Annotated in this window: 12 protein-coding genes; 7 read left to right on the top strand and 5 right to left on the bottom strand. The window is 41.9% G+C overall.

Annotated elements, in window-relative coordinates; genetic code table 11:
* Positions 1-38: 38 nt before the first annotated feature.
* The 5 genes from ACN222_RS18910 (at position 39) to ACN222_RS18890 (ending at position 4,240) form a co-directional block, all read left to right on the top strand.
* Positions 39-2,222, top strand: coding sequence for a tetratricopeptide repeat protein (locus ACN222_RS18910; protein WP_044523200.1), 2,184 nt, complete (start codon positions 39-41; stop codon positions 2,220-2,222).
* Between the two features lie 360 nt (positions 2,223-2,582).
* Positions 2,583-2,900, top strand: coding sequence for a PIN domain-containing protein (locus ACN222_RS18905; RefSeq protein ID WP_010997920.1), 318 nt, complete (start codon positions 2,583-2,585; stop codon positions 2,898-2,900).
* Positions 2,901-2,925: 25 nt separating this feature from the next.
* On the top strand, positions 2,926-3,117 hold the full coding sequence (locus tag ACN222_RS18900; RefSeq protein WP_010997919.1) for a hypothetical protein: 192 nt from the start codon (positions 2,926-2,928) through the stop codon (positions 3,115-3,117).
* A 120-nt stretch (positions 3,118-3,237) separates the two neighbouring features.
* Entirely contained in the window at positions 3,238-3,480 is a 243-nt protein-coding gene (locus tag ACN222_RS18895; RefSeq protein ID WP_010997918.1) for a hypothetical protein, read from the top strand.
* Positions 3,481-3,775: 295 nt separating this feature from the next.
* Entirely contained in the window at positions 3,776-4,240 is a 465-nt protein-coding gene (locus ACN222_RS18890; protein WP_010997917.1) for an FHA domain-containing protein, read from the top strand.
* 287 nt (positions 4,241-4,527) lie between these two features.
* Here the strand turns inward: ACN222_RS18890 and ACN222_RS18885 are convergent, their stop codons facing one another.
* Together ACN222_RS18885 and ACN222_RS18880 are read right to left on the bottom strand one after the other, a co-directional pair.
* Entirely contained in the window at positions 4,528-4,875 is a 348-nt protein-coding gene (locus tag ACN222_RS18885) for a hypothetical protein (protein ID WP_010997916.1), read from the bottom strand.
* Between the two features lie 284 nt (positions 4,876-5,159).
* Complete coding sequence (locus ACN222_RS18880; RefSeq protein ID WP_010997915.1) at positions 5,160-5,855, bottom strand: rhomboid family intramembrane serine protease; 696 nt, start codon at positions 5,853-5,855, stop codon at positions 5,160-5,162.
* A 124-nt stretch (positions 5,856-5,979) separates the two neighbouring features.
* On the opposite strand from ACN222_RS18880, the gene ACN222_RS18875 reads away from it, so the two are divergent.
* Positions 5,980-8,103 carry a serine/threonine-protein kinase gene (locus tag ACN222_RS18875; RefSeq protein WP_010997914.1) on the top strand — a complete coding sequence of 708 codons (2,124 nt, stop codon included), beginning with the start codon at positions 5,980-5,982 and terminating at the stop codon, positions 8,101-8,103.
* Between the two features lie 461 nt (positions 8,104-8,564).
* Entirely contained in the window at positions 8,565-9,500 is a 936-nt protein-coding gene (locus ACN222_RS18870) for a hypothetical protein (RefSeq protein ID WP_010997913.1), read from the top strand.
* A gap of 21 nt (positions 9,501-9,521) precedes the next feature.
* On the opposite strand, the gene ACN222_RS18865 is transcribed toward ACN222_RS18870, so the two are convergent.
* The 3 genes from ACN222_RS18865 to ACN222_RS18855 form a co-directional block, all read right to left on the bottom strand.
* On the bottom strand, positions 9,522-11,018 hold the full coding sequence (locus ACN222_RS18865) for an aldehyde dehydrogenase family protein (protein ID WP_010997912.1): 1,497 nt from the start codon (positions 11,016-11,018) through the stop codon (positions 9,522-9,524).
* A gap of 411 nt (positions 11,019-11,429) precedes the next feature.
* Positions 11,430-12,143, bottom strand: coding sequence for a cyclase family protein (locus tag ACN222_RS18860; protein WP_044521926.1), 714 nt, complete (start codon positions 12,141-12,143; stop codon positions 11,430-11,432).
* Between the two features lie 258 nt (positions 12,144-12,401).
* Positions 12,402-13,124, bottom strand: coding sequence for a response regulator transcription factor (locus ACN222_RS18855; RefSeq protein WP_010997909.1), 723 nt, complete (start codon positions 13,122-13,124; stop codon positions 12,402-12,404).
* Positions 13,125-13,364: the final 240 nt, after the last annotated feature.

Raw genomic sequence — 13,364 nt, 5'->3', positions numbered from 1 at the left:
ATCCTGAAATACCGCAAAATTTACCCCTGAGTGGGGTGGTGAAATTTGTGGGACGCGATGAAGAACTGCAAGAACTCCATAAACTTTTGCAGGAAAATAACCAAGTAGCGATTGCGGCTATTTTGGGAATGGGTGGACTGGGTAAAACAGAACTCGCCTTGCAATATGCCATGACTCAGCGCGAAAACTACAAAGGTGGACTGTGCTGGTTACAGGCGAAAGCTGAGAATGTGGGCTTGCAAGTGGTACAGTTTGCCAGAACTCAGCTTGATTTAAAGCCACCAGAAGAATTTGATTTACCTGCACAAGTACAATACTGCTGGCGGAATTGGCGTGAGGGTAATGTGCTGCTAGTGGTGGATGATGTTACAGATTATCAGCAAATCAGACCTTACCTACAGGGCGCATCTTCCAGATTTAAAGTGTTGATGACTACCCGCCAAAAGTTGGGTGCAGCCATCAAGCAACTATCTTTAGATGTATTACAACCAGATGCAGCGTTGCAGTTGTTACGGTCTTTGCTGGCAGAAACACCAGAGCGAATTGAGAGAGAATTAGATGTAGCAAAACAGTTGTGCGAATGGCTGGGGTATTTGCCTTTGGGTTTAGAGTTGGTGGGGCGATATTTGGCGCGAAAACCAGATTTATCCTTATCAGCAATGATGCAGCGTTTGGAGAAAAAGCGATTAGAACAACCTGCACTTGTCAAGCCAGATGCTGATATGACAGCACAAAGGGGAGTGCAAGCCGCCTTTGTGTTGAGTTGGCAGGAATTAGCAGAGGATGATAGGTTATTAGGCTGTGTACTTAGTTTATTTGCAGCCGCACCCATACCCTGGAACTTAGTAGAACAGTGCTTACCAGAGAAAGATGAGGATGAGTTAGAGGAAATTCGGGATGATAAATTATTGAATCTGCATTTACTCCAGCGCAAAGGTGAAGGAATCTATCAACTACATCCCCTACTGCGGGAATTTTTCCAATCTAAGTTTACAGGTTTAGAGCAAGCGGAGGAATTTAGGCGATCATTTTGCGGTGTAATAGTAGCAGTTGCTAAACAAATTCCTCAGACTCCTACCCTTGAAAAAATTAACGCTGTTTCCCTTGCCATACCACACATAGCTGAAGTAGCAAACAATCTCATTCAATACGTCAGTGATGAAAATTTCATTTTGCCTTTCGTCGGCTTGGGTAGCTTCTATCAAGGACAAGGGCTATATAGCCAAGCCGAACCTTGGAAAACACAGTGTTTATCAACAGTACAAAACCGTTTGGGAGACAATCATCCCGATGTCGCCACCAGCCTCAACAACTTGGCTGAACTCTACTATTTCCAAGGCAAGTACGACCAAGCCGAACCCCTGTATCTCCAAGCTTTAGAACTCCATAAACGCCTGCTGGGAGACAATCATCCCGATGTCGCCACCAGCCTCAACAACTTGGCATATCTCTACGATTCCCAAGGAAAGTACGACCAAGCCGAACCTCTGTTTCTCCAAGCTTTAGAACTCCATAAACGCCTGCTGGGAGACAATCATCCCGATGTCGCCACCAGCCTCAACAACTTGGCTGAACTCTACGATTCCCAAGGAAAGTACGACCAAGCCGAACCCCTGTATCTCCAAGCTTTAGAACTCAGACAACGCCTGCTGGGAGACAATCATCCCGATGTCGCCACCAGCCTCAACAACTTGGCATATCTCTACCGCACCCAAGGAAAGTACGACCAAGCCGAACCCCTGTATCTCCAAGCTTTAGAACTCAGACAACACCTGCTGGGAGACAATCATCCCAATGTCGCCACCAGCCTCAACAACTTGGCAAGACTCTACGATTCCCAAGGAAAGTACGACCAAGCCGAACCCCTGTATCTCCAAGCTTTAGAACTCAGACAACGCCTGCTGGGAGACAATCATCCCGATGTCGCAGCCAGCCTCAACAACTTGGCATATCTCTACTATTCCCAAGGAATTTACGAGCGAGCCGAACCCCTGTATCTCCAAGCTTTAGAACTTAAACAACGCCTGCTAGGAGACAATCATCCCTCAGTCGCTATCAGCCTCAACAACTTGGCTAAGCTCTATGATTCCCAAGGAAAGTACGACCAAGCCGAACCTCTCTATCTTCAAGCTTTGACTATTTTCGAGGGAAGTTTAGGAGGGAATCATCCTAATACTGTGAGAGTGCGTGAGAATTTAGCAAATTTACGCGATTCTCTCTAACGAGAACACGAAAATTTACCTTCCCAACCGCATCAATCAAGCTTTTATCTCCAAGTTTCCTGTTTTGAACTCAAAGTTTCATGTTCAGAACCCGAACTTTCGTGTTGCAAACGAGAATGTTTCTGTTTCAAACGAGAACTTTCCTGTTTCCAGTGAGAATGTTCTTGCTGCAAAGGAGAATCTTCTAGTTCTGAGGTCGAATGATGGTGTTGTGAAACGTGAGTTAGATGACCTCTCCCCAACCCCTCTCCGACGCGGAGAGGGGCTTAAATATCTTGAAAGCTCAAAACGAAAAATGAAGGTTTTGAAGCCTCTCTCCTTGGAGGGGAGAGGTTTGGAGAGGGGTTTTTTATAGAATTAGTGAGTTCTTCAGTTCTAGAATATGAAAATAGCCGTAACCCTTTTGTGGTCAATCAACAATCAATGGATCGATACTTACAAATAGCTGCTTTGAGAGTATTGGTAGATGAAAATATTAGAAACAGGGCAGAACAGCTAGAACAAGAAGGCGTTAAAGCTATTGATGCACTTCATGTAGCTTGTGCAGAAGCTTCTCAAAGCGATTACTTTATCACTTGCGACAAGAGACTAATCAACCGAGGTCAGAATTTATCAATCACAGTCATCAATCCAAATAATTTTATTTTTGAGGTAGAAAATGACAATAAAAGTAATTAATGAACAGGAAAACTTATAAGAAGTAATGCAAGTTTTACTCACTCACTTAGAACCATCTAAAGTAATGAAGTTTTGGGCAACCTGTAAACTAAGTGAAGGCGATTATTTACAAGTGAAAGAAAAGCTGTTTTCTCAAGAAACAGTTACTAGTTTATATGCCAAAATTCAAGATTTTCAGGATGTAAAGAGTAAACAATCCTCAGAATCCAATCTATAGTCATGAATCAGAGATAATTAGACGGCGATCGCTCTGTTAAAGGTGGCGATCGCCTTGATATGATGATCTCATGAGAATGTGCTATGTCTCATTATTATTGAAGCTTGAGGTACTAAAAACATGGCAACACTTCAACTTAATATTGAGCAAGTTATATCATTGGTAAAGCAATTAGCAGTTCCAGAACAGCGTATGATATTACAAGCCATCAAAGCAGAACAAGATGCTTGGTGGCAAAGTAGACTTGATGACGGAGAATTACAGATGCGCTCTTTGAGTTCGTCACGCGGGCTTAATTGGGATATTATGACCGAACAAGAGCGAGAAGACTTTATAGATGATTTGACGCACGAATCAGAATGATATCTTATATAGTTGTTTTTGATACAAATACGCTCTTTTCAGGTTAGGCTGGCGAGGTAGTCCTTATAGTTGTTTAGAACTTGCAAGAAACGGACAGATTGAATCTGTAACTTGTCGAGAGATTTTATTGGAAGTATAAATCTAAGTGCGCTGGCGTTCTGGCCAGTGGAGCGATCGCTAATCAGTGTCATTGTGCAGAGTATAATTAGCTTGCTCCAATGCAGGCGATACCCACGGTAAGCTATGCTAACGCTGGTGTGGAAAAAATCAGCTAGGATAAATCAAAGCAACTTGGATGAGTCCAACTTCAACTGACTGTGGCAAAGATGTATCAATGACAGCAGAAACTCTTGAAAGTCATCTATTAATTCTTGAAGACGACCAAGGTCGTAAAGAATTTTCTTTAGACCAGCCTTTATACTCCATTGGCAGAGACAAAGAGTCCAACATTCGTTTAGTGTCGCAGTTTGTCTCTCGTCGCCATGCTACATTAGTGCGACTGCCAAAAAATAATAGTTATTATTACCGCATTGTCGATGGTGATGGTAAAGGTAGAGCAAGCGCCAACGGTCTGATGATTAATGGCCGCAAACTCCCAGCCCATGATTTAAAAAACGAGGATGAGATAGTTTTTGGCCCGAAAGTACGTGCCATTTACTACTTGTTAAAGAATACTCAGCGTTCAGGACAAACAGATGCTAGTGAATATGACATCACACTTATCAATCCTGGTATGACTGAGGATGTAGAAGAACTATGAATCAATTCAAAATACCCTACGGGAAGCAAGCTACAAAATTCGCGCATTAAAAACAGCCACCCACAAGGGGGAGCTAGTCTTGTGGGCGGGTTTCTCGACTTGAAAGAACTGGCGCTGGGGCTTCTACCTACCTTGCGATACAAGGAATGTTTCACCAACCCAAATTGTGATATGGTGGGCGCTGCCCACCCTACAGATACTTAAATTTTGGCAACGCTCAAATTGGTTTTTACCAATTACCAATTACCAACTCCACAGATATCAATTTTTAATTTTGAGCCGCAATGTTAGCCAGCCAGACTTTCGAGAAGATGCCAATGGCGACTACGTTCAATGGACTGCTTAACAAGGTCAAATATTTGCCGGCAGTGATTATCTAAGTAGAGGGGTAATTCTTCATTTTTAATCACAATACTCATCCGGCTTTCTGTCTCGGTAGCTGTTGATTTATCAATCAGTACTTCCACTTTTACCAATTTAGGAAAAGGAACAGTCCCAGGAATCTCACGGGCCAAAATGTAATCAGGTGTGTGGTATTGAATTTCTAAATCACAGTCCTGTAACAAGTCTAGAAGTAATTGCTGGAGATAGTCGAAACGGATAGAAATCACAAATGAACACGTATAGCGAGCCATAATAGCCCCAAGCCCCTTACAACACTCCGTCCATCCTATAATATCGAAGTAGCAAAACGGTAAGTAATTATAGATTCCTTAAACAAAAATGCTGATTTTAGTGGGGGGCAAATTTCATTGAAATGCTTGACTACAAAGGGATAGGGATTTTGGTAACAGGTAATGGGTAATTGGTAATTGGATTATTATCCATTACCTACTGCTAAAGTGTATTTAGCAATAACCGTATGTTTTTATACGGATGACAGGGAGTATCAAGGGCGGAGTTTATCAGAAAAGGTGTTTCAGAATTTTTTTCGGATATAGGCTGCGCCAATAGTCATGGCTACAAGCTGCATCCAGTAGGCTAGGCTGGGTTGATTGACTCCCATTGGTGGAATGTTTAAACTACCAATGCCATAGAATAACTGTTGAATATACCACCATAATGAATAGAAAGAAGCAGGTAATTCAATGGGAATATAAATAAGAATTAACGGTAAAATGGTGTCTATTTTAACATTAGGAAACTTGATTATATACGCTCCCAAAACTGCGGCGATCGCTCCATTTGCACCAACAAGTGGTACAGTCAAATTTGGTTCAATGATAATCTGTGCTAACCCTGTGACAACGCCAGCGACCAGATAAAATCCTAAATAATGCTTATGTCCTAAAATATTCTCTACTGCTTTACCAAACACCCATAAAAATAACATATTCCCCAATATTTGGCTAAAACTGCCGTGGAGAAATATGGCAAACAACAAAGAAAATAAACGCCCAAACACTACTACCCAAGCCGCAGGATTTATCAGTGCATTATGAAGCGCTGTACTAATTTGGGATGGAACTAAACCCCAAGTGTTAATGAAATAGCCTAATTCACCACTCAGTTCTAGTTTTATTTCCCAGAGGAAGATAAAAATATTAATACCAATCAACCAATAATTAATAATCGGACGTTCACGAAAATGTAAGTTATCACTAATAGGAATCATTAAATTTGTTAGTGGTCAGTTGTTATTAGTTCTTCCCCCATACTCCCTACTTCTTCTCCCCGCACCTTAAAGAATCTGTGGCAAGATTGGAATCAGACACAATGCACTCAAGTAGGTAAACTGGATGCTGGGAAACACACTTGTTGGAAGATACCAAATTATTAGCCACTTGGGAGGAGGGGGATTTGGTGAAACTTTTGTGGCTTGTGATACTCATCTACCAGGGTTACCTAAGTGCGTAGTGAAAAAACTCCAACCCCAAGCAAATGATCCGGCTACGTTGGAAATAGCCAGGCGATTATTTGATACAGAGGCGCAAGTTTTATATAAGTTGGGAAGTTGCGATCGCATTCCTCAGCTTTTGGCTTATTTTGAGGAAGATGCAGAGTTCTATCTGGTACAAGAATTTATCCCTGGTCACGACCTGAGTAAAGAATTAACGCCAGGAAAGGTCTTTACTCAAGATGAGGTAACAATACTATTACAAGAGATTCTGACCATCTTGGAATTTGTCCATCAGCAAAATGTAATTCACCGTGACATTAATCCGCGAAATTTGCTTAGGCGACAGGATGGTAAGTTAATTCTCATCGACTTTGGGGCAGTGAAGCAAATCACCACCCAAATAGTGACCCCCACTGGTGAAAATAAATCTACTGTGATTATTGGTACACCAGGTTACATACCCGGAGAACAAGCGCAAGGTAATCCCAAATTTAGTAGTGATATCTATGCTGTGGGGATAGTTGCAATTCAAGCACTCACGGGATTATTACCCCATCAACTAGAACATGATGCCGATACTCATGAAATTATCTGGCAAAATCATGCTCAAGTCTCGTCAGAGTTTGCCAGATTTATAGACAAAATGGTGTGTTATGATTTCCGCCAACGCTATGCGGCGGCGACGACTGCATTACAAGCACTCACAGAATTAACACAACCTGCTTCTAATACGATCGCCATAACTCCCACTTTACCACCTGCCAAATTTAGATTTAATCACACTAAAAAAAGTATATTCATCAAACTATTATTAGCAATTTTATTAACTAGTGCAACTGGTATAGCTTCAGTATTTGTTGTCAATAGTATTAATAGTAATAATGCTACAGACCTAGCGAAAAAAGGTAATACTTTTTTTGAACTACAACGATATAAAGACGCGTTATCTGCTTATGAACAAGCGGTTGATATCAGACCAGATTATGCTCCTGCTTGGCAGGGCAAAGGTAAAACTTTATTTCGGCTCAAACAATATCAAGACGCATTGACAGCTTATGATAAGGCGATTCAAATCCAACCAGATTATGTAGAAGCTTGGAGTGGCAGGGGTTTTAGTTTGCAAAATTTACAGCGTTATTCAGAAGCGATCGCCTCTTTTGATAAGGCTTTACAACTCAATGAAAATTATCCAGAAGTCTGGAATGCTAGAGGGGAAGCTTTTAGTAATTTAAAACAGTATGATCAAGCAATTAAATCTTATGATAAAGCCATTGAATTTAACTCAGATGCTTATGAGAGTTTTTATAACAAGGGATTGGCTTTGCAAAGCATGAAAGAATATAATGAAGCCATAAACGCCTATAATAAAGCCATTGAAATTAAATCAGATTATGAGAGAGCTTGGTATAATTTAGGAAATTCATTAGTTAATTTAAACCGTTACGAAGATGCTTTTAAGGCTTATGATAAGGCAGTACAATATAAAACAGATTATGCTATAGCTTGGTTATCAAGAGGTAACGTATTAATTATTTTACGCCGTTATCCCGAAGCCCTTGAATCTTTTAATCAAGTCATAAAATTTAATCCTAATAATTATCAAGCATGGTATGGCAGAGGTTGGTCACAGCATCAAAATCAACGCTATGCAGAGGCAATAGAATCTTATAAGAAAGCGGCAACAATTAAGCCTAGTAATTATGAGATTTGGTATAGTTTAGGTAACTCCCAATACATTTTACAGCAATATCAAGAGGCGATCGCATCTTATAACAAAGCGGTGCGTTACCGGCCAAAACATATTGAAAGTTGGTATAGTCGGGGAAATGCCTTATTTAGTTTAAAACAATATAAGGAAGCGATCGCATCCTACGAGCAAGCCATTAAACATAAACCAGATTATAGCCAAGCAATTAACGCCCGTGACGAAGCCCAGCGTCAACTCCAAGCCGCAACACCAAAACCTGTAGTTATCCCAGTCATGCCTACTCCAGAATTTACTAATCCCCCGCAAGACAATTAACTTATTCTCTGTGAGAATAAGTAATGGGTAATGGGTAATTGGTAAAATACATTATAAAATTTTATCTGCAATGGAATAGGGTGTTAAACCATATCAAAAACAATTTAGAGACAATATACTTATTAGTTATTACCGTTTTTTTAAGTTGCACGGGTGTTTAAATTATCCGTTATCTGTGTGTATATTCTTACTAAATGAATTAACTACATTGTAAATAATAAATACGGATAAAATTGTTATTTAGAAATCTGCCAAAATGGCAACTTAACGAATAATTGCTAAGTTATCTTTAACGGACATCAACCAGCTTGAAACTTTTGTTATCGCAGTCTACCGAGTATTTTAAAAGCATTATCTCTTATATCTAAAATCTGACTAAGAAAGTGTGTGACTAGCACATCAAGATCACATACTGAGAATATTTTCCTTCATCATAAAGTTCATATACCTTTAAACCCATCATGCTCACAGCTATTTGTACTTTATTTGAAGGTGATTACCACTACGGTGTGGGAAACCTGGTAAATTCTCTCTATAACCACGGTTTTCGTGGTGTAATTTGGGCAGGATATCGGGGTAATTTACCACCTTGGACTGAATCTGTTAAAAACGCTGAAAACTATCAGGAATTTACTGTTTCTCCGGATTGTGTAATTCGCTTTATTAAGTTAGATACTTACAAGTGTTTTACAAACTATAAACCAGATTTTATGCTGCAACTCTGGGAAAATTACTGCCCAGAAATTGAAGCAATATTTTATTTTGACCCTGATATTGTCAACAAAAGACGCTGGGCTTTTTACGAAGAGTGGGTTGGTCGAGGCATTGCTTTATGTGAAGATGCCTATGATTATATGCCTGCCAATGATCCTAATCGCATCGCTTGGAAGGAACTGGCAGAGCGTCACGGTTATCCTTCTCTTCGGGAACTAGATAGATATTACAATGCAGGTTTCATTGGAGTAAAACAGAATCAAAAAGACATACTAGTATTGTGGAAAAATTTACTAGAAACTTTTGAATCTGCGGGATATTTTGACCTCCATAATTTTCATCTTTATTCGGAGCAATATCCTTATTTTTTAACTGATCAATGTGTTTTGAATTTAGCAGTAACATTGTCTCATGAACCCCTGAGTACTGTTAGCCGATTGGGTATGGATTTTGGCAATGCTAGTACTTATCTGATGTCCCACGCATCAGGGGCAGCAATCAAGCCGTGGCGCAAAAAATTGCTTTTAAAAGCTTTGGGTGGCGTTCCTCCAAGCTTGACTGATAAAGCCTATTGGCAACATACACAATCACCAATTCAACTTTATCCAAGACGGTCATACTTGACGAAAAAAATTGAGTTACGGTGTGCATCCGCGATTGGACGCTTTATCAGACGTTCTTAGTTTAATTCTTCCTCCAGTCCCCTAACTCCTGTTATCAATTTGCGCGCGTTGTAAACTGCCGGAAAAATCTACATAAACGCTTTTCCATTCTGTAAACACATCTAAAGCGGTGGTGCCGGCTTCCCGGTGTCCGTTACCGGTTTGTTTGACACCACCAAAAGGTAAGTGTACTTCTGCGCCAATGGTGGGGCCGTTGATGTAGGTGATACCGGCTTCGATGTCGCGCATGGCAACAAAGGCGCGATTGATGTCACGAGTGTAGACTGAGGAGGAAAGACCATATTTGGTATCGTTAAGGATAGCGATCGCCTCCTCAAAGGTGCTAACCTCAATCAATGCCACTACAGGCCCGAATATCTCTTCACGGGCAACGCGCATCTGTGGGGTGACATTATCTAAAATCGTGGGTTGAAAAAAGTAACCCTGTTGTAATTGTCCCTCGGTGGCAATTTCGCCACCGATTAAAATTTTAGCTCCTTCCTCACGGGCAATATTCATATATTCATGTACCCGTTGCAACTGTCGGTTATTAATTATCGGCCCGATATCTGTCTCAGGCTCAGTACCCGCACCCAAGCGTAATTGGCTGGTACGTTCACGCAGCATGGTTGTAAATTTTTCTTTGATGTCACGATGTAAAATTAAGCGGCTGGTAGCTGTACAACGTTGTCCGGTTGTGCCGAAGGCTCCCCACAATGCCCCATCAAGGGCAAGCTCTAAATCTGCATCTTCCATCACCACTTGAGCATTTTTCCCGCCCATTTCCAAACAGACGCGCTTGTGGGTACGTCCACAAGTCTCACCAACATAGGCACCAGTGGCGGAAGAACCAGTAAATGAAACTAAATCAATATTTGGATGTTCGACTAAAGCTTTCCCTACTTCCTCTCCAACTCCATGCACCAAGTTAATTACGCCCGGTGGTAAACCTGCGGCGGCGAAAATCTCAATTAATTTAGTCGCACAGGCGGGGGTGTCTTCCGCAGGTTTGAGAATCACCGTATTGCCACAAACCAAAGCTGGCATGGCTTTCCAGCAAGGAATGGCTACGGGGAAGTTCCAGGGAGTAATTAAAGCACAGACTCCAATGGGCATTCGCATAGTCATGGCGAATTTGTTGGGCATTTCGGATGGTGTGGTTTGCCCAAACAACCGCCGTCCTTCACCAGCGCTATAAAAAGCACAGTCAACACCTTCCTGCACATCGCCCCTGGCTTCAGTTAAGGGTTTACCCATTTCCCGACTAATTAACTGGGCTAGTTCTTCTTTATGCTGGAGTAATAATTCACCGACACGAAAGATATATTCGGCTCTGGCTGGGGCTGGGACTTTGCGCCAACTGCCGTAGGCTTGACGGGCGGCGGCTACGGCTCTATCTACATCGTCAGCCTGGGAACGGGGGAAAGTAGCAACGATTTCGCTCTTATCCGCAGGGTTGTGACTGTTGAGGGTGGTTTCTGTGGCGGCGTTTAACCATTGACCATTGATGTAATTTTGGCAGTTTAGGGGAGTTTTCATTTGGGGGATAGGGGTATAGGGGTGTAGGGGTGTAGGGGTGTAGGGGTAAAGCTCTTACACCCTTAAGCAGTTAAATAACGCCGTGTGCAACTTTCTCTCAAACCTAACCCCCAAACCCTTCCCTATAAGGGAAGGGGAGCAAGATTCAAAGCCTCTCTCTGCTTGCCTAACGGCAGGCTAACGCCAACGGGGAGAGGTTTGGAGAGGGGTTTCAAAAATAAGTCGCACATCGCGTTAAATAAGTTTTAAATAAGTTTGGCTTGACTTCTAGGTTATCGTCTAGTTTGCGGAATGGACGGGAAACATCAAGACAACCAATCACAGGCAAATTACACAACCAAACATGAAAATATTTTTCCCTTACACCCCCACACCCCCACACCCCTACACCCTCACACCCCCACACCCCTATCAAGGCACTAATGCCAAAACTCCCACTGGCGAACCTGAGCCACCGCGTAATCTGAGGATTGCGATCGCCAGATTACTACCTTTTGCTGGTAGTTGATGCAAATTTGTCAAATTTTCTAACACAATACCTTGTTGCGCCAATACTAAGCGGTTGGTAGCAAAACTGGCATCTTGTCCAGGGTCTACACCATGAGTATCAATTCCTACGCCTGTAATTTGCCGTTCATCCAAGAGAAACTGGGTTGCATCGCTACCAAAACCCGGAAAGTGCATGATTCCTTCAGCATCTTGGTTGAGAAAAGCGTGTTTATCAGACCATTTATTCTGCCAACCAGTATGTAATAACACTACGTTACCAATAGGAATTTCACCGTGTTCTGCTTCCCAGGTGAAGATATCATCAATTGTGAGTCTATAATCAGCGTTGACGGCTGCGGCTGCTTGGATATCTATAACTACCGCAGACACAATCAACGACTGAGCCGGGTATTGGTCAATTCCTATACCTGCTTGATAAAAACTATTAGGAGCATTGATATGAGTGGCGCTGTGTTCCCCGATTGAGAAGCCCCGTAGATAATAGCCATCATCTGGGAGTTGGGCAACAGTGGTAAATTCAATGGGAGGGTCGCCAGGCCATTGGGGAATATCTGGGTCAATTATATGACTTAAGTGAATCACGCGGGAGTATGCGATCGTTTTTAGGCTTGACACTCTAATCACCCACTTCAGAAATTTCTCACCATCAGAACCAACTACTTATCTTGGCAGACCCTATCGCTCAGGAGTTTGGCATGATGGCAGCTCTTCTAACACCTGTGGATGGGCTATAAGGTAATTATTCAGCAACTCGCAACCATTCCGTAATAACCGTTAAGGAAATTAGCGCAAAAAGCTAAAACCTTGATTGCCGGAGAAACCAAGGTTAGGGTATGGGTGTTAAATTTTGGTAGGTGCGTTATGGTTTCATGTTTAAGCTACTAACCCAGAACGCAAAGCACGTACAGCCGCTTGGGTACGGTCATCAGCGCAGAGTTTATTTAGGATGTTGCGGACGTGGGTTTTAACCGTACCAACAGTAATATAAAGTTTCTCCGCAATTTGACCGTTGCTACAGCCAGCAACAATCAACTCTAGAATTTCTAATTCCCGTTGTGTAAGGGGGTAGGTTTCTAATACTTGTTCGTATTCAGAAGGCAGAGCCTCAATTTTGACGGTTTTGGGCTTATCAGATGATTGGCTCTCTCCGGGGATGCCTTGGCGCATCTTCTGTAATACTACATTAGCGATCGCTGGATCAATCCATGAGTTACCACCAAAAGTAGCTTGAATTGCTTCTGTTAGCCTACTAATGCTGGTTTCTTTCATGTAGTAAGAATCTGCCCCAGCCGCAAAAGCCGCCAGTACCGCATCTTCGGTATGATCCATTGTCAGGATGAGAATCTTGGTGTGGGTTTGCCCACTCTCAGCTTGATAACGCCTAAACTTGCGAGTGAGTTCAATACCATCCATGTCCGGCAAGCCAATATCTACCACCGCTACATCCGGCTTCGCCGTTTCCAAAAGTTTCAGCCCTTGAGTGGCGTTAGCCGCTTCACCAATTACTTTGATGCCAGTGTTGGCCTGTAACGCAGCTCTTAGCCCCATTCTGGTTAGGTCATGATCTTCAATTAAAATAATGCTGATTTCACTCATCGTTACACTCACTCTTTGTCTAATTGCTTCTTGCAAACTAAGCTATTTTTTCAGTCACTTCTATTATTTTCCCAAACCAAAGATAGATGATATCTTGATGCGCCTGCATCCACCGATAGAAATAATAAATCTATTTTTTTTGGGTCTAGATAGAGATAAAAATCTGGCTATAGATATATCGCTATTTTACAAGAAAATATAGAATACTGTGACAATATATTGGTTTTGGCAAAGGTAAAA

This window comes from Anabaena sp. FACHB-595, assembly GCF_048568275.1.
In the GTDB taxonomy this organism is placed as follows: Bacteria; Cyanobacteriota; Cyanobacteriia; order Cyanobacteriales; family Nostocaceae; genus Trichormus.
The sequence above is the reverse complement of the archived record's forward strand: the minus strand, read 5'-3'. Positions and strand labels throughout refer to the sequence as shown.

Excerpts from the sequence above, each read along its gene's own strand:
- ACN222_RS18875 (WP_010997914.1), top strand. The coding sequence starts at position 5,980 with ATGCTGGGAAACACACTTGTTGGAAGATACCAAATTATTAGCCACTTG.
- ACN222_RS18885 (WP_010997916.1), bottom strand. The coding sequence starts at position 4,875 with ATGGCTCGCTATACGTGTTCATTTGTGATTTCTATCCGTTTCGACTAT.
- ACN222_RS18880 (WP_010997915.1), bottom strand. The coding sequence starts at position 5,855 with ATGATTCCTATTAGTGATAACTTACATTTTCGTGAACGTCCGATTATT.
- ACN222_RS18855 (WP_010997909.1), bottom strand. The coding sequence starts at position 13,124 with ATGAGTGAAATCAGCATTATTTTAATTGAAGATCATGACCTAACCAGA.
- ACN222_RS18865 (WP_010997912.1), bottom strand. The coding sequence starts at position 11,018 with ATGAAAACTCCCCTAAACTGCCAAAATTACATCAATGGTCAATGGTTA.
- ACN222_RS18870 (WP_010997913.1), top strand. The coding sequence starts at position 8,565 with ATGCTCACAGCTATTTGTACTTTATTTGAAGGTGATTACCACTACGGT.
- ACN222_RS18895 (WP_010997918.1), top strand. The coding sequence starts at position 3,238 with ATGGCAACACTTCAACTTAATATTGAGCAAGTTATATCATTGGTAAAG.
- ACN222_RS18890 (WP_010997917.1), top strand. The coding sequence starts at position 3,776 with ATGAGTCCAACTTCAACTGACTGTGGCAAAGATGTATCAATGACAGCA.
- ACN222_RS18900 (WP_010997919.1), top strand. The coding sequence starts at position 2,926 with ATGCAAGTTTTACTCACTCACTTAGAACCATCTAAAGTAATGAAGTTT.